Source organism: Streptomyces sp. NPDC092045, from assembly GCF_044756005.1.
Taxonomy (GTDB): domain Bacteria; phylum Actinomycetota; class Actinomycetes; order Streptomycetales; family Streptomycetaceae; genus Streptomyces.
Genome location: NZ_JBIVSC010000014.1, coordinates 117,530 through 137,890, shown reverse-complemented (window position 1 = coordinate 137,890; position 20,361 = coordinate 117,530). Strand labels below are relative to the sequence as shown.

The following is a 20,361-nucleotide window of genomic DNA, read 5'->3' as shown; positions in this document are numbered from 1 at the left end:
GGCAGGCTACGCCAGGGTGATCGTCCCGCCCGAGACGTCGATGCGCTCCGCCGGGAGCGGGCGGGTGGCCGGACCCGTCACCACCGAGCCGTCCGCGACGCGGAACTTCGAGCCGTGGCAGGGGCAGTCGATGGTGCCGTCCGCGACCTTGTTCACCAGGCACCCCTGGTGCGTGCAGACCGCCGAGAACGCCTTGAACTCGCCGGCCGTCGGCTGCGTCACCACCACCTTCTCCTCCGGGAAGACCGCTCCGCCGCCGACCGGGATCTCGGAGGTCCTGGCCAGCGCCTCGCCGTCGTCCTCGGGGGAGTCCGGCGACTCCGAGGCCTCCGGCGTCTCCGGTGCCTCCGGGGTGGCCGTGGCGGTGCCGCCGCCGTCGTCGTCGCCGTCCGCGCCGCAGCCCGTCGCCGTCAGGGCCGCGGCGGCGAGCAGGACGGTACGGCGGCTCGTGCTGTGGGACGTCATGGCGCCAGCTTGGCCACGCGCCGCCGCCGGGTCCCGCGACACGCCTGCCCCTGTACCCCGAGTGGCGGAACGCACCGGTTCGCGTGACATTGGCCCTGATCCGTACGTTCGCCCCGTCTCGGAGAGCGGGCGCCGTGCTCCCGGCCCCCCGCCCCTGACTAGGCTGAACGGAGCACAGACGCAGGCGAAGGAGCACGACGTGGCGGTACGAGCGGTCCGAGGCGCCGTCCAACTGGACCGGGACGAGGCCGGGCACATGCGCGAGCGGGTCGAGGAGCTGCTCGCCGCCGTCCTCGCGCGCAACGGCCTCACCGCCGAGGACCTCATCAGCATCTGGTTCACGGCCACGCCCGACCTGCGCAGCGACTTCCCCGCCGCCGCGGCCCGGCACACCGGCCTCGTGGACGTCCCCCTGATCTGCGCCCGGGAACTCGACGTCGAGGGCGCCATGCCGAGGGTCGTCCGGCTCCTCGCCCACGTCGAGACCGAGTTGCCCAAGTCCCGGATCGCGCACGTCTACCTCGGCGCCGCGGCCGCCCTGCGCAAGGACATCGCCCAGTGAGAACAGCGCTCGTCATCGGAACCGGCCTGATCGGCACCTCCGCCGCCCTCGCCCTCGCCGGCCGGGGCGTCACCGTCCACCTGCGCGACCACGACCCGGCCCGCGCCCGCACCGCCGCCGCGCTCGGCGCCGGCACCGACGAGGCGCCCGGGGGCCCCGTGGACCTCGCCGTCGTCGCCGTGCCCCCCGCGCACACCGCCGCCACCCTCGCCGGGGCCATGGCCGCCGGCCTGGCCCGCGGCTACCTGGACGTCGCCAGCGTCAAGGGCGGGCCGAAGCGGGAGCTGGAGGCCCTCGGCCTCGACCTCACCGCGTACATCGGCACGCACCCGATGTCCGGCAAGGAGCGCTCCGGCCCGCTCGCCGCCACCGCCGACCTCTTCGAGGGCCGCCCCTGGGTCCTCACCCCCACCCGCGACACCGACACCGAGGTCCTCAACCTCGCCCTGGAGCTCGTCGCCCTCTGCCGGGCCGTCCCCGTCGTCATGGACGCCGACGCCCACGACCGGGCCGTCGCCCTGGTCTCCCACACCCCGCAGCTGGTGTCGTCCATGGTCGCCGCGCGCCTGGAGGAGGCCGACGAGTCGGCCGTCCGCCTCTGCGGGCAGGGCATCCGCGACGTCACCCGGATCGCCGCCTCCGACCCCCGGATGTGGGTCGAGATCCTCTCCGCCAACCCCGGGCCCGTCGCCGACGTCCTCTCCGGCGTCGCCGCCGACCTCGACGAGACCGTGCGCGCCCTGCGCTCCCTCCAGTCCGCCGACGAGGACAAGCGCCGGGACGGCGCCACCGGCGTCGAGGACGTCCTGCGCCGCGGCAACGCCGGCCGCTCCCGCGTCCCCGGCAAGCACGGCGCCGCCCCCGCCGCCTACGAGACCGTCGCCGTCCTCATCAGCGACCGGCCCGGCGAGCTGGCCCGGATCTTCGCCGACGCGGGCCGCGCGGGCGTCAACGTCGAGGACGTCCGCATCGAGCACGCGACCGGCCAGCAGGCCGGACTGGTCCAGCTCATGGTGGAGCCCTCGGCGGCCCCGGTCCTCGGCGCGGCCCTCCAGGAGCGCGGCTGGTCCCTCCGCACGGGCTGACGCGGACGCCGGAGCCCGGGGCGGAGGACCGGCCCCGGGGGTCCGGCACGGGCTGGGCCGAACGGGTGCGTGGGACTCGGTAACCTTGGGGGAAGCCCGTCGCGACTCCGCCGGGTCCTGCCACCCCACCCCAGGAAGGTGTTCCCACCGTGGAATCCGTGATCGTCGCCATCGACGGGCCGTCCGGCACGGGCAAGTCGAGCACCTCGAAGGCGGTCGCCGCCAAGCTGGGGCTGAGCTACCTCGACACCGGCGCCCAGTACCGGGCGATCACCTGGTGGATGATCAGCAACGGCGTGGACGTCTTCGACGCCGGAGCCGTCGCCGCCGTCGCCGCCAAGCCGGTCATCGTCTCCGGGACCGACCCGTCCCGGCCCACCATCACCGTGGACGGCGCCGACGCCTCCGGTCCCATCCGCACCGAGGAGGTCACCTCCAAGGTCAGCGCCGTCAGCGCCGTCCCCGAGGTGCGCGCGCTGATCACCGAGCTCCAGCGGACCATCGCCCGGGGCGCCGAGCAGGGCATCGTCGTCGAGGGCCGGGACATCGGCACCACCGTCCTGCCGGACGCCGACCTGAAGATCTTCCTCACCGCCTCGCCCGAGGCCCGCGCCGCCCGCCGCTCCGGCGAGCTCAAGGGCGCCGACGTGCGCGCCACCCAGGAGGCCCTGGTCAAGCGGGACGCGGCCGACTCCACCCGCAAGACCTCCCCGCTCGCCAAGGCCGACGACGCCGTCGAGGTCGACACCACCGACCTCACGCTCGACCAGGTGATCGAGTGCGTCGTCACCCTCGTGGACGAGAAGCGGGCGGCCGTCAGGTGACCGTGCCCTCCGCGAAGGGCGCCGCCGTCGGCCGCGGCATCGGCATCGGGCTGATGTACGGGCTGTGGAGACCGCGCGTCCTCGGCGCCTGGCGGGTGCCGGCCTCCGGTCCCGTCGTCCTCGCCGTCAACCACGCGCACAACATCGACGGCCCCATGCTCATGGGCACCGCCCCGCGCCCCGTGCACTTCCTCATCAAGAAGGAGGCGTTCGTCGGCCCGCTCGGCGGCTTCCTGGAGGGCATCGGGCAGGTCAAGGTGGACCGGAACGGCACCGACCGCACCGCGATATCCCACGCCCTGGGCGTCCTGGAACAGGGCGGCGTCCTCGGGATCTTCCCCGAGGGCACCCGGGGCGAGGGCGACTTCGCCTCGCTGCGCGCGGGCCTCGCGTACTTCGCGGTCCGCAGCGGCGCGCCGATCGTCCCGGTCGCCGTCCTCGGCAGCACCGACCGCCGGGGACGGCTCGTCAAGGCCCTGCCCCCGCTGCGCGGCCGCGTCGACGTCGTCTTCGGCGACGCTTTCGAGGCGGGCGACGGCAGCGGCCGGCGCACCCGCGGGGCGCTGGACGAGGCCACCGTACGGATCCAGGGGAAGCTCACCGCCCACCTGGAAAACGCCAGGCGCCTCACCGGGCGCTGAGCGAGACTCTCAGTAGTGGAACCCGTCGACCGGGAACCACCGACCACGAATGATCGAGGAACGGACTTCATGAACGACCAGCACGACCACGGGGCACTTGGCGACGCCGAGTACGCGGAGTTCATGGAGCTCGCCGCGGAAGAGGGCTTCGACGCGGAGGAGATCGAGGGCGCGATCGAGGAGGCCGGGCACGGCCCGCTCCCCGTCCTCGCCGTCGTCGGCCGCCCGAACGTCGGCAAGTCGACCCTGGTGAACCGCATCATCGGCCGCCGCGAGGCCGTCGTCGAGGACAAGCCGGGCGTCACCCGCGACCGCGTCACCTACGAGGCCGAATGGGCCGGCCGCCGCTTCAAGGTCGTCGACACCGGCGGCTGGGAGCAGGACGTCCTGGGCATCGACGCCTCCGTCGCCGCCCAGGCCGAGTTCGCCATCGAGGCCGCCGACGCCTGCCTCTTCGTCGTGGACGCCACCGTCGGCGCCACCGACACCGACGAGGCCGTCGTCAAGCTGCTCCGCCGCGCCGGGAAGCCGGTCGTCCTGGCCGCCAACAAGGTCGACGGCCAGTCCGGCGAGGCCGACGCCGCCATGCTCTGGTCGCTCGGCCTGGGCGAGCCGTTCCCGGTCTCCTCCCTGCACGGCCGCGGCACCGGCGACCTCCTGGACGAGGTCCTGAAGAAGCTGCCCGAGGCCCCCGCGCAGCGCTTCGGCAACGCCGTCGGCGGCCCGCGCCGCATCGCCCTCATCGGCCGCCCGAACGTCGGCAAGTCCTCCCTGCTCAACAAGGTGGCGGGCGAGGACCGGGTCGTCGTCAACGAGCTGGCCGGTACCACCCGCGACCCGGTCGACGAGCTGATCGAGCTCGGCGGCGTGACGTGGAAGTTCGTCGACACCGCCGGCATCCGCAAGAAGGTCCACCTCCAGGAGGGCGCGGACTACTACGCCTCCCTGCGGACCGCGGCCGCCGTCGAGAAGGCGGAGGTGGCCGTCATCCTCATCGACACCACCGACACCATCTCGGTCCAGGACCAGCGCATCATCACGATGGCGGTCGAGTCGGGCCGCGCCATCGTCATCGCCTACAACAAGTGGGACGAGCTGGACGAGGAGCGGCGCTACTACCTGGAGCGCGAGATCGAGACCGAGATGCAGCAGGTCTCCTGGGCGCCCCGGGTCAACGTCTCCGCCAAGACCGGCCGCCACATGGAGAAGCTGGTCCCGGCCATCGAGACCGCCCTCGCCGGCTGGGAGACCCGCGTCCCCACCGGCCGGCTGAACGCCTTCCTCGGCGAGATCGTCGCCGCCCACCCGCACCCGGTCCGCGGTGGCAAGCAGCCCCGCATCCTCTTCGGCACGCAGGCGGGCACCAAGCCGCCCCGGTTCGTCCTCTTCGCCTCGGGCTTCCTGGAGGCCGGCTACCGCCGCTTCATCGAGCGCCGCCTCCGCGAGGAGTTCGGCTTCGAGGGCACCCCGATCCACATCTCGGTGCGGGTGCGCGAGAAGCGCGGCCGCAAGAAGTAGTCCGGCACGGCGCACGGCCGGGGGCCGGGACCCGGTGATCGGGTCCCGGCCCCCGGCCGTTCCGTGCGCCTCCGCCCCCGGAGGCTTCCTTCAGAACCCTCCGCGGGGCCCCGGCGGCAGCGCCGGCCGTGGGGTCTGCGGAGGAGTCGGCGACGGCGCCTGCGCCGCCCACGCCGCGGGAGGCGCCGCGTGCCTCCGCCCGGTCCCGCCCGCGCCCGGCGTCGCGCCGAAGGCCCGGAAGGCCAGTCCCTCCTCGCCGCTGCGGTCGCCCGGCAAGGTGCGGAACGACCGGCGGTACTCCGAGTACAGCGCGTCGTAGATCGGCGTGGGCGAAGGGCCCGCCGCGCCGTCCGACACGGGGCGCATGGAGGGGATCCGGCTCGGATGCGGCGGGGAGAAAGGGTCGTATGGGTGCACGTAGGTGCCAACGACCCCGCCGCCCGTCGGATGCGGGCGGCCCTCCGAAAGGGCCGCCCGCCGCGGGTGCGGCACGGTCGGAGCCCCCGGTCCCGGCGTCCCCCGCTCCGCCGGCACGCCGGCGACCCGCACCCATCCCGAGCCCCGCCGCGCGTCCTTGGTCACGTGCCGGCCAGCGGCATCGCGGCGGCCACCAGACGCCCGTTCGCGGCGGCCTTCTCCAGGGCGTCGCGCAGCAGGTCCTCGCGCGGCTGCTGGCCGATCGAGCCCACCGGGGCGGCGAAGACCAGGACCGTGTGCGACTTGTTGGCCGCCGCGCGCCAGCCCTCGGTGACCTGGAGCGGCTGGTGCGCCTGCCACCAGGCGGCCTGCCCGGCGCCGCCCGGCCCCGGCTGGAGCACCGAGTGGAGCTGGCCCATGGCGACCAGGACCGACCAGCCCGGCAGCGCCGCCGGCCGGGTGTCGAGGTCCATGACCTGCTGGAAGCCCTGCTCGGCCAGGAGCGGCAGGAACTCGTCGACGAGGCCGTCCGAGCCCGGGCGGGCCACCGGGGCGGTCGGCTCCACCACCAGGGCCGGGTGCAGCTCGCCCTGGATCAGGACGAGCCCGCTGGTGACCCCGAGGACGGCCTGCTCCGGGTGGGAGGCGGAGAGCGCGTCGGCGGCGTCCGAGGCCGTGATGGAGGCGACGGCGCCCTGGAGCTGCTCCTCCGCGACCCGGACGACCTGCGACGGGATGCAGCCGGCGTGGGCGAACGCGAGGACCGCCGTCTCCTCGCCGACGAACAGCACCGTGCTGGTGCGCTCCTGCTCGGAGTCCCCCGGTGTGCGGCAGGAGGTGCAGTCGTAGCTGCCCGGGGCGTTGTCGCCGTCGAGCAGCCGGTCGGCTTCTTCGTCGCCGATCTCGGCGCGTACGTCCTCGCTGACGTCGAGCATGCGCGGCACGGGGGGCTCCCTGGACTCGGTACGGGCGGACGCCGGGCCGTTCCCGGTCGTCCCATGCCGAGTTCAACGGGCCAGGCTCGGCCGGGGTCACGCGCGGATGCGGGGCAAGTTGCCGCCGGTGCCCGGGGCGGGAGGGTGCCGCCGACCGGGTGGGGCGCCGGCGGAGTACCGCGCGGCACGGGCCGGGGAGACCGGGAGGCTGCCTAGCCTGCGTCGATGTCGAAGATCAGATGGTGTACGGCCGCTTCCCTCGCGGCGGCCTCCGCGGCCGCGCTCCTCGCCCTGGCCCCGACCCCCGCCCAGGCGCAGGCACGGACCCAGGTCCCCGCCCAGGCCCGGGAGCCCGTCGCCGCGGCCCGTACGACCGCCGCCACCGCATCCCGTACGGCCTCCTCCGCGCCCGCGTACGCCTGTGCCCGGGACCAGTGGCCGTGGGGCTGCGTCGCCGAGTGCGAGAGCGGCGGGCGCTGGCACGTCAACACCGGAAACGGCTTCTACGGCGGGCTCCAGTTCTGGCAGCCGACCTGGGTCGAGCACGGCGGCCTCGCGTACGCCCCGCGCGCCGACCTGGCCACCCGCGCGCAGCAGATCCAGGTCGCCGAGGAGGTGCTGCGCACCCAGGGCTGGGGCGCCTGGCCCGTCTGCTCCAAGCGGTACGGCCTGAGCGGGCGCGTCCACACCGTCGAGCCCGGCGACACCCTCGGCTCGATCGCCCGCCGCTTCGGGATCAAGGGCGGCTGGCAGGCCCTGTACGCGGCGAACAAGAGCCTGATCGGGGCCGATCCGAACCGGATCGCCGTCGGCACCATGCTGCGCATCGCCCCGCTCTGACGCTCCCGCCCGCACGGGCGCCCGGCCGCACGCGCACCGCCGCCTCCCCGGCAAGTACAGTCGGGCGACCGATCAACTGACCGGGGGGAACCGGCAGCGCGATGCGCATCTCCTTTCTGCTCCACAACGGCTACCACTACGGCGGCACGATCCGCACGACCTACACGCTCGCCGAGGAACTGGCGGAGCGTCACGAGGTCGAGATCGTGTCGGTGTTCCGCCACCGCGACCGCCCGCTGCTCGACCTGCCCGCCGGGGTGACCCTGCGCCACCTCGTCGACCTGCGGGAGGACAGCCCCGGGTACGACGGGGACCACCCCGACTTCGGCCGCCCCGCCCGGGTCTTCCCGCGCGGCGACGGACGCTGGAAGCAGTACAGCGCGCTCACCGACGCCCGGATCGGGGAGCACCTGCGCGGCGTGGAGGCCGACGTCCTCGTCGCCACCCGGCCCGGGCTCAACGTCCACCTCGTCCGGCAGGCCCGGCGCGGACCCGTCCTGATCGGCCAGGAGCACCTGACCCTGGACGGCCACGCCTACCGGCTGCGCCGGGACATCGGCCACGAGTACGCGCTCCTCGACGCCGTCACCACGGTCACCGAGGCCGACGCCCGCGCCTACCGGAAGCTGGGGCTGTCCGGCGTGCGGATCGAGGCCGTGCCCAACAGCGTGCCCGCGCCCTCGCTGCCGCCCGCCGACCCGGCGGCGAAGACGGTCGTCGCGGCGGGCCGGCTGACCCTGGTCAAGCGGTACGACGTGCTGATCGACGCCTTCGCGGAGGCGACGGGGGACCACCCCGACTGGAAGCTGCGGATCTACGGCTCCGGGGACGCCGTCCAGAACCTCAGGCCGCCGCTCGCCCGGCGGATCGAGGAACGGGGCCTCGGGGGACGGGCCTTCCTCATGGGGTCGGTCACCCCGCTGGAACCGGAGTGGGTCAAGGGCTCGATCGCCGCCGTGACCTCCCGGCGCGAGTCCTTCGGCATGACGATCGTGGAGGCGATGCGCTGCGGCCTCCCGGTGGTCTCCACCGACTGCCCGAACGGGCCGCGCGAGATCATCGAGGACGGGGTCGACGGGCGGCTCGTGCCGGTCGACGACGTGGCGGCGGTCGCGCGGGCGCTGCGCGAGCTGATCGAGGACGACGAGCTGCGGGCCAGGACGGCGCGGGCGGCCCTCGCCGCCTCCGAGCGCTTCGACCCCGCCCGGATCGCCGCCCGGCACGAGGAGCTCTGGACGGAGCTCCTGGACCGGGGCGCGGGCCGGCGCGCGCACTCCCCGGTGCGGACGGCGCTCCACCGGGGCGTGGGCCGGGCCGTCGACGCCGCCTACGCGCAGAAGGCGAGGGCGGGCCGGCTGGTCCGCCGCTTCCGCTGAGCCGGGCGGGAGCGCGAGCGGGGCGGGGCGGAAACGGGCCGGGGGCGGGAGGAAGGGGTCCGGGCCCCTCGGCGGCGTGTGCCGAGGCCCGTACCAAGGCCTGTACCGAGGTGTGCACCAAGGCCGGTGACCGGTCCCGTACCAAGGCGTGCACCAAGGCCGCTGACCGGTCCCGTAGCAAGGCCCTCATCGAGGACCGCAGCTGTCCGCGAGGGCTGTCAGACTCGGCCGCATGTTGGAGACCTCCGCACGGCTGCTGCGTCTGCTCTCACTGCTCCAGGCCCACCGCGAGTGGTCCGGGGCCGATCTCGCCGACCGGCTCGGCGTCACCCCGCGCACCGTGCGGAGGGACGTCGACCGGTTGCGGGAGCTCGGCTATCCCGTGCACGCCAGCCCCGGCACCGGCGGCGGCTACCAGCTCGGGGCCGGGGCCGAGCTGCCGCCGCTCCTCCTCGACGACGAGGAGGCCGTGGCGGTCGCGGTCGGTCTGCGCGCCGCCGCCGGTCAGGGCGTCGAGGGCATCGGCGAGAGCTCGGTGCGCGCCCTGGCCAAGCTGGAGCAGGTCCTGCCCGGCCGGCTGCGGCGGCGCGTCGGGGCGCTGAACGCCTTCACGGTGCCGCTGCTGCGCACCCCGGACCAGCGGATCGACCCGGAGGTCCTCACCGACCTCGCCCACGCCTGCCGGGACAGCGAGCGGGTCCGCTTCGCCTACCGGGACCACGAGGGCTCGGCCACCCGCAGGAGCGTGGAGCCGCACCGGCTGGTCTGCACCGAGCGGCGCTGGTACCTGGTCGCCTGGGACCTGGACCGGGCCGGCTGGCGCACGTTCCGGGTCGACCGGATCGAGCCCGCCCCGCCGCACGGCCCCCGCTTCCCGCCCCGCGAACCGCCCGCCGAGGACCTGGCCGCCTACGTGGCGAAGGGCGTGTCGAGCGGCGCCTACTCCACGGAGGGGACGGTCCGGCTGCTGGTGCCGCTCGCCGAGGCCGCGGCCGCCGTCGGCCCGCTGCACGGCGTCCTGGAGGCCGACGGCGACGGGACCTGCCTGCTGCGCACGGGGGCGCACGGACTCGACGTCCTGCTGATCCACGTGGCGATGCTGGGCTTCGACTTCGAGGTGGTCGAACCGCCGGAGCTCACCGGCCTGGTCCGGGACCTCAGGGACCGGCTGTCCCGCGCCCTCGACCGCACGGAGGGCGGGCCCGGTACGGACTCCTGACCCGCGCGCCGGGCCGTTCGCGCGGCGTAAGCATTGTGTAAGGAAAGGGTGAGAGCCTCGCGCGGGCGCCGCGGGGGCAATTCGGGAACTCCGCGCGGCGAGCGGGAATTGTCCGTCTCCTATCGGTCCTTCCCGGCCCGGACGAGAACTGCCGGACGTTCCCGGTAAAGCGCCGGAGAAGTGCCGGGGAAGGGACGGGTAACCGCCCTTCCGGGCGGCGCCGGGCGAGGCGAACGGATGTCGAGGACTTGTGACACAAGCGTGACCGGCAAGGTACTAACGTGAGGTTCATGGCACCCACATCGCGCACTCCCGAACAGCCCGGCGACGCTCCCGAGTCCTATGTGGGCCTCGGCGCGGAAGGCGCCGAACAGCTCGCCAGGACCCGCGGCTGGAGCGTCGTCCGCTCCCTGCCGCCCGGCTCGATCATCACCATGGAGTACCTCGCCGGGCGCATCAACTTCGAGGTCCAGGACGGCACCGTGACCCGCTGCTGGCTGGGCTGACGCCCGGTCCGGCGCACGCGGAAGGGCCCCGGCCGACCGGCCGGGGCCCTTCCGCGCACGGGGGAGGTGCGGGGGTCTCAGCCCCGGGTCGCCGGGGTGCGCCGGCCGCCGGCCACCCCCACGGGCTCCCGGACCGGCTCCTCGGGGCCGGGCGGGCGCGCGGGGAAGAACCCCGGCCGGGGTCCGCCGGACGCCACGGGCAGCGAGGGCACGAGCCGCCGCCGGTCCCGCAGCCGCTCCCGCAGGCGGTCCCGCGCGGTGAGGATCCACGACTCCGCCACCGCCAGGACCGGCTCGCACCAGGGCAGCGCGAGCAGGACGAGCAGGCCGGCCGCCCAGCCCAGCAGGACGTCGCTCAGCCAGTGCGTGCCCAGGTAGACGGTGGTGAGGCCGACGCCGAGCGCGACCACGGCGGAGAGCGCGGAAAGGTAGCGCCGGGCCCGCGGGGTGGTCGCCAGGTAGGCCAGGATCCCCCAGGTCACGACCGCGTTGGCGGTGTGGCCGGAGGGAAATATATCGCCGCCAGCGAAGAGCTCGGCGGAGCCGACCTGCGTCGCGTAGTGGGGTCCGAGGCGGCCGAGTCCGAGCTTGACCGAGCCGACCGAGACGTTGAGCAGCAGAAGGGCGGCGCCGAGACACAGCAGGGGGCGCAGGGTGTGCTGGCGCCAGGAGCGCCAGCCCAGCCAGGCGGCCACCATGACGGCCGTGGGGCCGCGCTGACCGAGGACGACGTAGTAGTCGAGGAAGGCGTGCAGCTCCGGCCACTGCTGGTAGGGCCGGAACAGCATGATCTTCCAGTCGAGGGTCACCAGCCGGGTCGACAGCAGGACGGCCACGACGATGGCGAGATAGAACGCCGACGTCCCGCCGAAGAGGGCGAGACGCGTGCGGGTCATCCCCGGGACCTCTATCTTCGGCGGTTCCGGCTCCCGGTCCAGCCGGGCAAAGATGTCGGTACGCACCCAATCGACGTTACAGGGAGTGAGAAGCCGACCCCGTCAAACCGCTCCCTTCGTGATGACGATGTGATGTGGAGTAGGTCTCAGGAGGACTCCCATTACCGGCGTCCGTCCGGAAATCGGATGACCTGCGGACCATTCCCCGAAGGAGAGTTCCGGAAGAATGTTTGAACGTGAGGGAATTCCTCCGAACGGGCGTCCGCGCGGAATTCCGCACGCCCCGGGGGCCGGTCCGAGTGGCGTACGCCACGCCCGGAGCCCGGACGGGGTGAGAGGTGCACCACGCGCTCGACGGTCGACCTCGCGTACGCTGGCGGCTCGCTCGCCCGTCGATGCCGGGCCGCTCCGGGGAGGCAAGCCCTGGTCGGGGGCCCACCGAGCGCGAGAGTTCCACCGGGAGGTACGTACATGTCGCGGACGAACACGGCCCCAGCACGACCTCGTGCCGCCGCGGGCGGTGGTGCCAACCGCTGGGTCGTCCTCGTCGTCCTCTGCGTCAGCCTCCTCCTGGTCGCCCTGGACGCGACCATCCTCCACGTCGCCGTCCCCTCGCTCACCGAGGACCTGCGCCCCGGCTCCACCGAGCTGCTCTGGATCGTCGACGCCTACCCCCTGATCTGCGCCTCGCTCCTCATCCTCTTCGGCACCCTCGGGGACCGGGTGGGGCGGCGCAGGGTCCTGCTGCTCGGCTACGGGCTGTTCGGCGTCGCCTCCGCGGTCGCCGCCCTCGCCACCGAGCCCTCCGCCCTCATCGCGGCCCGCGCGCTGCTCGGCGTCGGCGGCGCCATGATCATGCCCGCCACGCTCTCCATCCTCCGGGCGGTCTTCCCCGACCGGCGGGAGCGCGCCACCGCCATCGGGGTCTGGACGGCGGTCGCCGCGATAGGCGCCGCCACCGGTCCGGTCCTCGGCGGCTTCCTCGTCGAGCACTACTGGTGGGGCTCCGTCTTCCTCATCAACATCCCGCTGATGGCGCTGATCCTGCCGCTCGGCCGCCGCCTGCTGCCCGAGTCCCGGGGCGCCGCCGACGGCCCCTGGGACGTCCTGGGCGCCCTCATGGCCGCGGCCGGAGTCCTCGGCTGCGTCCTCGGCGTCAAGCGCGCCGGGGCCGGCGAACCGCTGCTCGCCCCGCCCACCGCCGGGCCGCTGCTGCTCGGCGCGGTGCTCCTCGTCCTCTTCGTGCGGCGCCAGAAGCGGCGCCCGCACCCGCTGATCGACACGGGGCTCTTCGCCCGCCCCGCCTTCACCACCTCGGTCGGCTGCATCGTCCTGGCCATGCTGGCCCTGGTCGGCCTGGAGCTCATCGCCGTCCAGTACCTCCAGCTCGTCCTCGGCCTCAGCCCCCTGGAGACCGGCCTCCGGCTCCTCCCGCTGACCTTCGCCGCCATGGCGGCCGGCGCCACCGGCTCGTACACCCTGCGCCGGATCGGGCCGCGCCGGATGGTCGGCTGGGGCTTCGTGCTCACGGCCGGCGCGGTGCTGCTGCTCGTCCTCATGGGCGAGCACGACCGGCCGCTGCTGCTCACGGTGGGCTTCGTGCTGCTCGGCTTCGGCCTGCAGACCACGCTCTTCTCGGCGTACGAGTCGATGCTCAGCGAGGCGCCCCCGCGGAGCGCGGGCGGCGCGGCGGCGATCGGGGAGACCTCGTACCAGCTCGGCGCCGGCATGGGCATCGCGCTGCTCGGCAGCGTGATGAACGCGGCGTACGCCCCCGGTCTCAGCGGGATCCCCGGGGTTCCGGAGGAGGCGGGGCGGGCCGCCGCGAACTCGCTCGGCGAGGCCTACAAGGTGGCCGAACAGCTCGGCGGACCGGCCGGCGGCGCCCTGCACCAGGCCGCCCGGCAGTCCTTCGTGAACGGCCTGCACGTCACGCTCTGCGTGAGCGCCGCGCTGCTGCTCGCCGGCGCGCTGATGGCCCTGCGACTGCCCCGCGTCATGGAGTGCCCGGTGGACCCCGAGGGGCCGGACGCCCCGGAGGCGGTGGAGGGGGCCGAGGGCGTGCGGAAGGTCCCGGACGGTCCGGCACCCGGTGCGGAGCGCGTCGGGAGGGCGGGGTCGCCCGGGGCGGCCGAGCCGCGGGTGCCCGCGACCCGGGAAGCGATCGAGCCCGCCGGCTCGGGGGGACGTCCGGCGCACTGACCCGATCCGTCGGGAGGCGTCCGGTCGGGCCGGCGGACCTGATCAGCTCTGGTTGAAGAAGCCGTCCTGCGGGCGCCGGCCGCCCTCGCTGACGATCTGGGTGTCGGCCGGGGTGAGCAGGAAGACCCGCGTCGCCACGCGCTCGATGGAACCGCGCAGGCCGAAGGCGAGGCCGGCGGCGAAGTCGACGACGCGCTTGGCGTCGTCCGGCTCCATCGCCGTCAGGTTCACGATGACCGGGACGCCGGCCCGGAAGAGCTCGCCGATGCCCCGGGCGTCCCGGAAGCCGTCCGGGGAGACCGTGGCGATCCGGCGGCCCCGCTCCTCGGCGGTGTCCGTGGCCACCCGGACCCGGGGGTCCGTCACCCAGGCGTCTCCGCTCTCGGCACCGTCGGCGTACTCGTCGTCGTAGTAACGCTCGTCGTTGTCCTCGACGAGTCCCAGCCAGGCACTTGCCTTGCGCACCGATCCCATCGACGCCTCCTTTCAACGCGGTCACTTGTGGTTCCGCATGTCCCCATCGTCGTCCATGATGCGGATCGCGCGCCAAGCGGATAAGCGCCGTGCAGGGGATTCGTGACGGTACTGGTGCAGAACGTGAGGACCGTTTCCTGGCGATTCGTCAGGAAACTTGCGGTATGCGGGCCCTGAAGGGGGGCCATGCAGATGAAAATATGAAAGTCGTGTCGGAAGAGTGACGATGGGCGCGTACGGGTGAACGGGACCGCTCGCTACGATGCCGCGAGGCCGCCCGCGGCCCCCCGTACGGACTCCGTACGGCCTTGCGCACCGCTTTCCGGACGCCTTTCGGGGCGGTCCCGGCCCATGACTCACGGGGGAGTCCTTGTTCGGAATCGTCAGACCCTGCACGCACCGGCTCACCGACCGCCTCAAGACCGAGTGGACGGCCCACCTCTGCGGCCTCTGCCTGGCCCTGCGCGCCGACCACGGCCAGTTCGCCCGGGTCGTCACCAACTACGACGGGCTCATCGTCTCGGTCCTGACGGAGGCTCAGACCGGCGCCGTGGCGAGCGGACGCCGCACCGCCGGACCCTGCCCGCTGCGCGGCATGCGGACCGCGCCCGTGGCACGGGGCGAGGGCGCCAGGCTCGCCGCCGCCGTCTCGCTCGTCCTCGCCTCGGCGAAGGTGCGGGACCACGTCGCCGACCGGGACGGCCTGTTGGCGCGCCGGCCCGTCGCCGCCGCGGCCCGCCGGGTCGCCCGCTCCTGGGACCGGGCCGGGGCCAGGACCGGCCGCGCCCTCGGCTTCGACACCGCCGTCCTCGTCGACGCCGTCGACCGCCAGACCGGCATCGAGGCCCTCGCCGGACCCGGCACGCCCCTGCTCGCCGTCACCGAGCCGACCGAGACCGCGACCGCCGCCGCCTTCGCGCACACCGCCGTCCTCGCGGGCCGGCCGGAGAACGCCGGACCCCTCGCCGAGGCCGGCCGCCTCTTCGGCCGGCTCGCCCACCTCCTCGACGCCGTGGAGGACCAGGCCGCCGACGCGGCGAGCGGCGCCTGGAACCCGCTCACCGCCACCGGCACCTCCCGCGAGGAGGCCCGCCGGCTCGCCGACGACGCCCTGCACGGCATACGCCTCGCCCTGAAGGACGCCCGCTTCACCGACGGCAGGCTGGTCCACGTCCTGCTCGCCCACGAGCTGCGCACCTCGGTGGACCGCGCCTTCGGCACCACCACCTGCGCGCACGGGGCCTCCGGCGCCGGTCACGGGCCGGTGCCCGGCAACCCGTACGCGTCCCCGGGGCCCGGGCCCGGCAACCCGTTCGCGCCCGGACCCGGCGGCCCCGGAGGACCGGGCGGACCCTACGCCCCCGGCCCCGGCGGCCCCGGCGGGCCGTTCCCGCCCGGACCGCCCGGCCGGCGCGGGCTGATCGCCGGGTGCGCCCTCTGGGTCGGCCTCGCCTGCACCTGCCAGATGTGCTGCGGGACGTACGAGGACCCCTGGAGCCGGGAGCGGCGCGAGGGCCTCTGCGGCCAGTGCGACCCGGGGAGCTGCTGCGACTGCTGCGACTGCTGCAGCAACTGCGGCAACTGCTGCTCCTGCGGCGAGGGGGACGGCTGCTGCGGCGACTGCAACTGCGGCTGCGACTGCTGACGGGCCGTCGGGGCGATCCCGGCGGAACGCCCCGACGGGAAGCCCTCCGCGGGACCCCGCGGCCCGCCCCCGTACCGCTACTTCTTCGGCGCCGGGATCTCCGGCGGGGAGATCCGCGAGCGCTCGATGCCCGAGCCCGTCACCCCCCACTTCCTCAGGATCCGGTCGTACGTCCCGTCGGCCTTCAGCCCGTTCACCGCGGCCTGGAAGGCCGGCGCGAGCGGGGTGCCCTTCTTGAAGGCGAAGCCGACGTCGAGGCGCCGGTACTCGTTGAGGAACTTCATCCCCTTCTGCTGCGTCACCGCGTACCGCAGGCCGTTGATCGTGCTCATCACGACGTCGCTGCGGCCCTGCCGGAGCGCCATCCAGACGGCCCCGGTCTGGTTGTAGACGTCGATCCCGTACGGCTCCTTCCCCGCCTCCGCGCACCGGCCCTTGTTCTTCTCCAGGGTCCGTTCGAAGGTGGTCCCGGCGTCCACCGCCACCCTCAGGCCGCACAGTCGGGTGAGGTCGGTGATCTCCTTCAGCGGGCTGTCGGCCCGGGCCGCGAAGCCCTGCCCGTCGTTGACGTACGTGACGAAGTCGATCGTCTTCCGCCGCTCCTCGGTCACGCCGAAGTTCCCGGTGCCCACGTCGTACTTGCCGCTGCCGAGGGCCGGCAGGATCGCCTCGAAGCCGACGGCCTCGCGCTTCGCCTCCAGGCCGAGCGCCTTCGCCACCGCCGCGGTGAAGTCCGCGTCCACCCCCACCACGGTCCTGCCGTCGGGCAGATAGGCCGAGCTGGGCGGGGTGCCGACCGAGGCGGCGACCGCGAAGGAGCCCCGCTGCCGCACGTCGGCGGGGAGCAGCCCCGCCGCGGCCTCGTTCTTCCTCACCCCCGCCGCCACGTCCTCGGTGGGCAGCGCGCCCTTCGCCGCGCCCGGGACGCCCGGGGCCCCGGCCGGCGCGGTCGCGGGCTCGCCGCCCGCGCAGGCGGTGAGACCGAGCGCGGCCACGGTGATCAGGGCGAAGGCCAGGGTGGTGCGGGCGGGGACGGGACTCGTGCGCGTGCTCATGGCTTCGGGTTCTCCAGGAATTTCTCGAACGGCAGCGGGCCGATCGACTCGGGATCGGCGGACACGTCGAAGAGCGGGCGGTAGCCGCTCGCCAGGTAGAGGCCCCTGGCCTCCGGCTGGCGCGGCCCGGTCGTCAGGTAGACGCGGGAGTAGCCGCGGTCCGCGGCCTCCTGTTCGAGCACGGCCAGGACGCGGCGGGCGAGCCCGCGCCTGCGGTGCGCCGAGTGGGTCCAGATCCGCTTCAGTTCGGCGGTGTGCCCGTCGTAACGGCGGTAGGCGCCGCCCGCCACGGGCACGTCCCGCTCCAGGAGGAGCAGGAAGGCACCGCGGGGAGGGGCGAACTCCTCCGCCGGATAGCGGCTCAGGTCGTGCGCCGAGCCGTACCGGGTCGTGTACTCGTACGCCAGCTCGTCGAGGAGCGGGCGCGCCAACGGGTCGTCGGTCGTGGTCCGGCGCACGGACAGCGTGGACTCACGACTGGGCGTGAGGGGCATGTGTCTCTTTCGGGCGCGAAGAACGAAGAGAACGCAGAAGGGGGAAGCGGAAGGCGAAGGGGGCGAGGGGAGGGGAGCTCAGTGCCGCGCGGGTGAAGGAACCGCCGGGGGCGTCAGGAGGGACACCGCGGGCGGGGAGGAAACGGAGGAAGACGCAGGGGGTCGGCTCAACAGGAAGAGGACCACACGCGACCGAAGTCGATGTGGGAGCGCGTGACCAGCTGCTGCGAATGCATGGGCACAGTGGAACAGGCATCCGTTTCCCCGTCAACCACGGCGAGACGAACGGCTCATATTCCGGACGGGCTTGACAAGCCTCCGCTCGGCGGCCGTAGCCTCACAGGGCGGACACCGGGCTGAGGGGCCCGGTCCCGCGCTCACCGCTCGCCGTGCGTGTGAAGGCGCACCCGTGCGAACGCCCCGGCGTTCCCCGCACGAACGCCCCGGGCGTTCCGTGCGCACTCCCGTGTTCGATCCGCCCCCTGGCATCCACGGAGCCTTCGCATGCCGACACCCCTCGCCACCCTCGCCAAGGAGGCCGCGGCCCCGCCGCAGGCCGGACCGGCCCTCCGGATCGTCCCCACCCGCCGCGCCGGCCAGTGGACCGCGGCCGTCGCCGTGCTCGTCCTGCTCGCGCTCGGCCTCGTCTCGGTCGTCCGCAACGAGGCCTTCCAATGGGACGTCGTGGCCCAGTACTTCACCTCCGCGTCCGTCCTGCGCGGCCTCGGCCTCACCCTGTGGCTGACCGCCCTCGTGATGGTCCTGGGCTTCGTCCTCGGCACCCTGCTCGCCGTCTGCAGGCTCTCCGCCAACCCCGTGCTGCGCGCCGTCAGCTGGGGCTACACCTGGTTCTTCAGGTCCACGCCGATCCTGGTCCAGCTGCTCTTCTGGTTCAACATCGGCATGCTCTACCCGCAGATCCTCGGTGTGAACACGGTCAACCTGCTCGGCCCCGTCGCCGTCGCCGTCATCGGCCTCACCCTGCACGAGGCCGCCTACGCCGCCGAGGTCGTCCGCGGCGGCATCCTCTCCGTCGACCGGGGCCAGACCGAGGCCGCCGAGTCCCTCGGCCTCGGCCGGTGGCGCCGGCTCTCCCGGATCGTCCTCCCGCAGGCCATGCGCGCCATCGTCCCGCCCGCCGGGAACATGCTGATCGGCACCCTCAAGGGCACCTCGATCGTCTCCGTGATCGCCGTCCAGGACCTGCTCTACTCCACCCAGCTCGTCTACCACCGCACGTACGAGATCATCCCGCTGCTCCTCGTCGCCACCCTCTGGTACGTCGCCGTCACCTCGGTGCTGAGCGCCGGCCAGTACTACGTCGAGCGGCACTACGCCCGCGGAACGGCCGGTGCCCGGTGAGCACCCGCCCCTCCCTCGTCGTCGTGGGCGCCGGGCCGCGGGGGACCGGCTTCCTGGAACGGCTCGCCGCCAACCTGCCCGAGCTGTACGGCGACCGGCCCCTCGACGTCCACCTCGTCGATCCGCACCCGCCCGGCCCCGGCCGGATATGGCGCGCCGAACAGTCCCCGCTGCTCTGGATGAACTCCCAGGCCGAGGACGTCACGATGTTCACCGACGAGACCGTGGAGCTCGAAGGCCCCGTCCGGCCCGGCCCCACCCTCGCCGAATGGGCCGGCATCGACGGCCGCACCTTCCCCACCCGCCCCCTCCAGGGCGCCTATCTGCGCTGGGCGTACGAGCGGGCCCGGGCCGCGCTGCCCGCCTCCGTCACCGTCCACGAGCACCGCACCAGCGCGCTGCGGGTCGGCGGCCCCCGCGAGGGGCGCCAGCGGGTCTGGCTGGAGGGCGCCGCCGTCCCCCTCCCCGCCGACCTCGTCGTCCTCACCGTCGGGCACCTCGAAGCCGAACCCGACCGGGAGCAGCGGGCACTCGCCGACTTCGCCGCCCGCCACGGCCTCGTCCACCTGCCGCCCGACTTCACCGCCGACACCGACCTGAGCGCGCTCCCCGCCGGCGAACCCGTCCTCGTCCGCGGCTTCGGACTCGCCTTCGTCGACCTGATGGTCCTCCTCACCGAGGGCCGCGGCGGCCGCTACGAGGGCGAGGGCGACGACCTCGTGTACGTGCCCTCCGGCCGGGAGCCCGTGCTGCACGTCGGATCGCGCCGGGGCGTCCCGTACCACTCCAAGATCGGCTACGCCCTCGACGGCGAACGGCCCCCGCTGCCCCGCTTCTTCGGCACCGCGCAGACCGACGCCCTGCTCGCCCGGGGCGGTCCGGTCGACTTCCGGCGCGACGTGTGGCCGCTCGTCGGCAAGGAACTCGGCTGGGCCCACTACCACCGCCTCTTCTCCACCCACCCCGAGCGGACCGCGCTCCCCCGGAACGACTTCGAGAAGGCCTACGAGGCGGCCGAGCCGGGCGGCGCCGAACTCGCCGCGCTCGTCGCCGCCGCCGTCCCCGACCCCGCCGACCGGCTCGACCTCGACGCCCTCGACCACCCCCTGGACGGCGTCCGCTTCGCCTCCGCCGAAGCGCTCCAGGAGGGCCTGCGCGACTACGTCACCGCCGACCTCGCCCGCCGCCACGACCCCGCCCACAGCGCCGACGCCGCCGTCTTCGCCGGACTGCTCTCCGTCTACGCGCAGCTCCTGCGGCTCGGCGACCGCATCGACCCCGGCGGCTGGTGGCACGGCTTCTTCAGCTACCTCGCCTCCGGCCCGCCCGGCCCCCGGCTCCGCCAGCTCCTCGCGCTCTCCCGCGCCGGCGTCGTCCGCTTCCTCGGCCCCCGCGTCACCGTTGCGACCGACGAGGAACGCGGCCTCTTCCGGGCCTCCTCCGACGCCGTGCCGGGGGAGTGGACCGAGGCCCGCGCCCTGGTCGAGGCCCGGCTGCCCGACCCCACCCTGGAGCTCACCGGCAGCCCGCTGCTGCGCGCCCTCCACGAGGAGGGGGCCCGCGCCACCGCCAGCGGCCTCCTCGTCGTCGACCCCGTCGACGCCCGGATCCTGGAACGCGACGGACGCCCGCACCCGCGCCGCTTCGCACTCGGCCCGCACACCACCGCCCGCGCCGGCGGCGCCTTCACCCGGCCCCGCACCGGCGGGGTCGCCTTCGGGCAGAACGACGTCACCGCGCGCGCCGCGCTCGCCCTCCTGCGCGACCTGGAGTGTCGTCTCCCGGCCCCGCTGAGCGCCTGACCGCGCTCCGCCGAGCGCCCGACCGGCCGCTCCCCCCCCCTCG

At 74.5% G+C, this 20,361-nt stretch carries 19 protein-coding genes; 13 read left to right on the top strand and 6 right to left on the bottom strand.

Translation table 11 applies throughout. The features are described 5' to 3' along the window. Window positions 1-6 precede the first annotated feature (6 nt). Window positions 7-465: a Rieske 2Fe-2S domain-containing protein gene (locus ACIQKA_RS25925; RefSeq protein WP_391095982.1), complete on the bottom strand. Its 459-nt coding sequence runs from the start codon at window positions 463-465 to the stop codon at window positions 7-9. 199 nt (window positions 466-664) lie between these two features. Here ACIQKA_RS25925 and aroH point away from each other — a divergent pair, with 199 nt between their 5' ends. The 5 genes from aroH to der all read left to right on the top strand — a co-directional run bounded on the left by aroH (window position 665) and on the right by der (window position 5,095). Continuing rightward, window positions 665-1,027, top strand: coding sequence for a chorismate mutase (gene aroH / locus ACIQKA_RS25920; protein ID WP_383153036.1), 363 nt, complete (start codon window positions 665-667; stop codon window positions 1,025-1,027). Next, window positions 1,024-2,112 carry a prephenate dehydrogenase gene (locus ACIQKA_RS25915; RefSeq protein WP_383434753.1) on the top strand — a complete coding sequence of 363 codons (1,089 nt, stop codon included), beginning with the start codon at window positions 1,024-1,026 and terminating at the stop codon, window positions 2,110-2,112. Before aroH ends, ACIQKA_RS25915 begins: the two co-directional genes overlap by 4 nt. Window positions 2,113-2,261: 149 nt before the next feature. Continuing rightward, on the top strand, window positions 2,262-2,936 hold the full coding sequence (cmk, locus tag ACIQKA_RS25910; protein ID WP_402542517.1) for a (d)CMP kinase: 675 nt from the start codon (window positions 2,262-2,264) through the stop codon (window positions 2,934-2,936). Then, window positions 2,933-3,577, top strand: coding sequence for a lysophospholipid acyltransferase family protein (locus ACIQKA_RS25905; protein ID WP_383153042.1), 645 nt, complete (start codon window positions 2,933-2,935; stop codon window positions 3,575-3,577). The genes cmk and ACIQKA_RS25905 overlap by 4 nt, the downstream gene beginning before the upstream one ends. A gap of 69 nt (window positions 3,578-3,646) precedes the next feature. Further along, window positions 3,647-5,095 carry a ribosome biogenesis GTPase Der gene (gene der, locus ACIQKA_RS25900; RefSeq protein WP_383153044.1) on the top strand — a complete coding sequence of 483 codons (1,449 nt, stop codon included), beginning with the start codon at window positions 3,647-3,649 and terminating at the stop codon, window positions 5,093-5,095. 578 nt (window positions 5,096-5,673) lie between these two features. Here the strand turns inward: der and ACIQKA_RS25895 are convergent. Then, window positions 5,674-6,456, bottom strand: coding sequence for a hypothetical protein (locus ACIQKA_RS25895; protein ID WP_383153045.1), 783 nt, complete (start codon window positions 6,454-6,456; stop codon window positions 5,674-5,676). Window positions 6,457-6,672: 216 nt separating this feature from the next. On the opposite strand from ACIQKA_RS25895, the gene ACIQKA_RS25890 reads away from it, so the two are divergent. The 4 genes from ACIQKA_RS25890 to ACIQKA_RS25875 all read left to right on the top strand — a co-directional run bounded on the left by ACIQKA_RS25890 (window position 6,673) and on the right by ACIQKA_RS25875 (window position 10,388). After that, window positions 6,673-7,287: a transglycosylase family protein gene (locus tag ACIQKA_RS25890; RefSeq protein ID WP_383153046.1), complete on the top strand. Its 615-nt coding sequence runs from the start codon at window positions 6,673-6,675 to the stop codon at window positions 7,285-7,287. Window positions 7,288-7,388: 101 nt separating this feature from the next. Then, entirely contained in the window at window positions 7,389-8,663 is a 1,275-nt protein-coding gene (locus tag ACIQKA_RS25885; protein ID WP_383434744.1) for a glycosyltransferase, read from the top strand. A 232-nt stretch (window positions 8,664-8,895) separates the two neighbouring features. After that, complete coding sequence (locus ACIQKA_RS25880; protein WP_383444955.1) at window positions 8,896-9,882, top strand: helix-turn-helix transcriptional regulator; 987 nt, start codon at window positions 8,896-8,898, stop codon at window positions 9,880-9,882. 290 nt (window positions 9,883-10,172) lie between these two features. Further along, entirely contained in the window at window positions 10,173-10,388 is a 216-nt protein-coding gene (locus tag ACIQKA_RS25875) for an I78 family peptidase inhibitor (RefSeq protein WP_383153052.1), read from the top strand. Window positions 10,389-10,465: 77 nt separating this feature from the next. On the opposite strand, the gene ACIQKA_RS25870 is transcribed toward ACIQKA_RS25875, so the two are convergent. Next, complete coding sequence (locus tag ACIQKA_RS25870) at window positions 10,466-11,284, bottom strand: phosphatase PAP2 family protein (RefSeq protein WP_383153054.1); 819 nt, start codon at window positions 11,282-11,284, stop codon at window positions 10,466-10,468. A gap of 471 nt (window positions 11,285-11,755) precedes the next feature. Between ACIQKA_RS25870 and ACIQKA_RS25865 the strand changes: the two genes are divergently transcribed. Next, the gene (locus ACIQKA_RS25865) at window positions 11,756-13,486 is read left to right on the top strand and encodes an MFS transporter (RefSeq protein ID WP_402542516.1); all 1,731 of its coding nucleotides are present in this window, start codon (window positions 11,756-11,758) and stop codon (window positions 13,484-13,486) included. A 42-nt stretch (window positions 13,487-13,528) separates the two neighbouring features. Here the strand turns inward: ACIQKA_RS25865 and ACIQKA_RS25860 are convergent, their stop codons facing one another. Further along, the gene (locus ACIQKA_RS25860; protein ID WP_383153058.1) at window positions 13,529-13,960 is read right to left on the bottom strand and encodes a cell division protein SepF; all 432 of its coding nucleotides are present in this window, start codon (window positions 13,958-13,960) and stop codon (window positions 13,529-13,531) included. Between the two features lie 370 nt (window positions 13,961-14,330). Here ACIQKA_RS25860 and ACIQKA_RS25855 point away from each other — a divergent pair, with 370 nt between their 5' ends. Next, window positions 14,331-15,605 carry a DUF5685 family protein gene (locus ACIQKA_RS25855; RefSeq protein ID WP_391095992.1) on the top strand — a complete coding sequence of 425 codons (1,275 nt, stop codon included), beginning with the start codon at window positions 14,331-14,333 and terminating at the stop codon, window positions 15,603-15,605. Between the two features lie 77 nt (window positions 15,606-15,682). Here the strand turns inward: ACIQKA_RS25855 and ACIQKA_RS25850 are convergent, their stop codons facing one another. Then, window positions 15,683-16,660 carry an ABC transporter substrate-binding protein gene (locus ACIQKA_RS25850; RefSeq protein ID WP_383153062.1) on the bottom strand — a complete coding sequence of 326 codons (978 nt, stop codon included), beginning with the start codon at window positions 16,658-16,660 and terminating at the stop codon, window positions 15,683-15,685. Then, on the bottom strand, window positions 16,657-17,154 hold the full coding sequence (locus ACIQKA_RS25845; protein ID WP_402542515.1) for a GNAT family N-acetyltransferase: 498 nt from the start codon (window positions 17,152-17,154) through the stop codon (window positions 16,657-16,659). Before ACIQKA_RS25845 ends, ACIQKA_RS25850 begins: the two co-directional genes overlap by 4 nt. 504 nt (window positions 17,155-17,658) lie before the next feature. Between ACIQKA_RS25845 and ACIQKA_RS25840 the strand changes: the two genes are divergently transcribed. Continuing rightward, window positions 17,659-18,516 (top strand): amino acid ABC transporter permease, encoded by an 858-nt coding sequence (locus tag ACIQKA_RS25840; protein WP_402542514.1) that lies wholly within the window; start codon window positions 17,659-17,661, stop codon window positions 18,514-18,516. Then, window positions 18,513-20,318, top strand: coding sequence for an FAD/NAD(P)-binding protein (locus ACIQKA_RS25835; protein WP_402542512.1), 1,806 nt, complete (start codon window positions 18,513-18,515; stop codon window positions 20,316-20,318). The genes ACIQKA_RS25840 and ACIQKA_RS25835 overlap by 4 nt, the downstream gene beginning before the upstream one ends. Window positions 20,319-20,361: the final 43 nt, after the last annotated feature.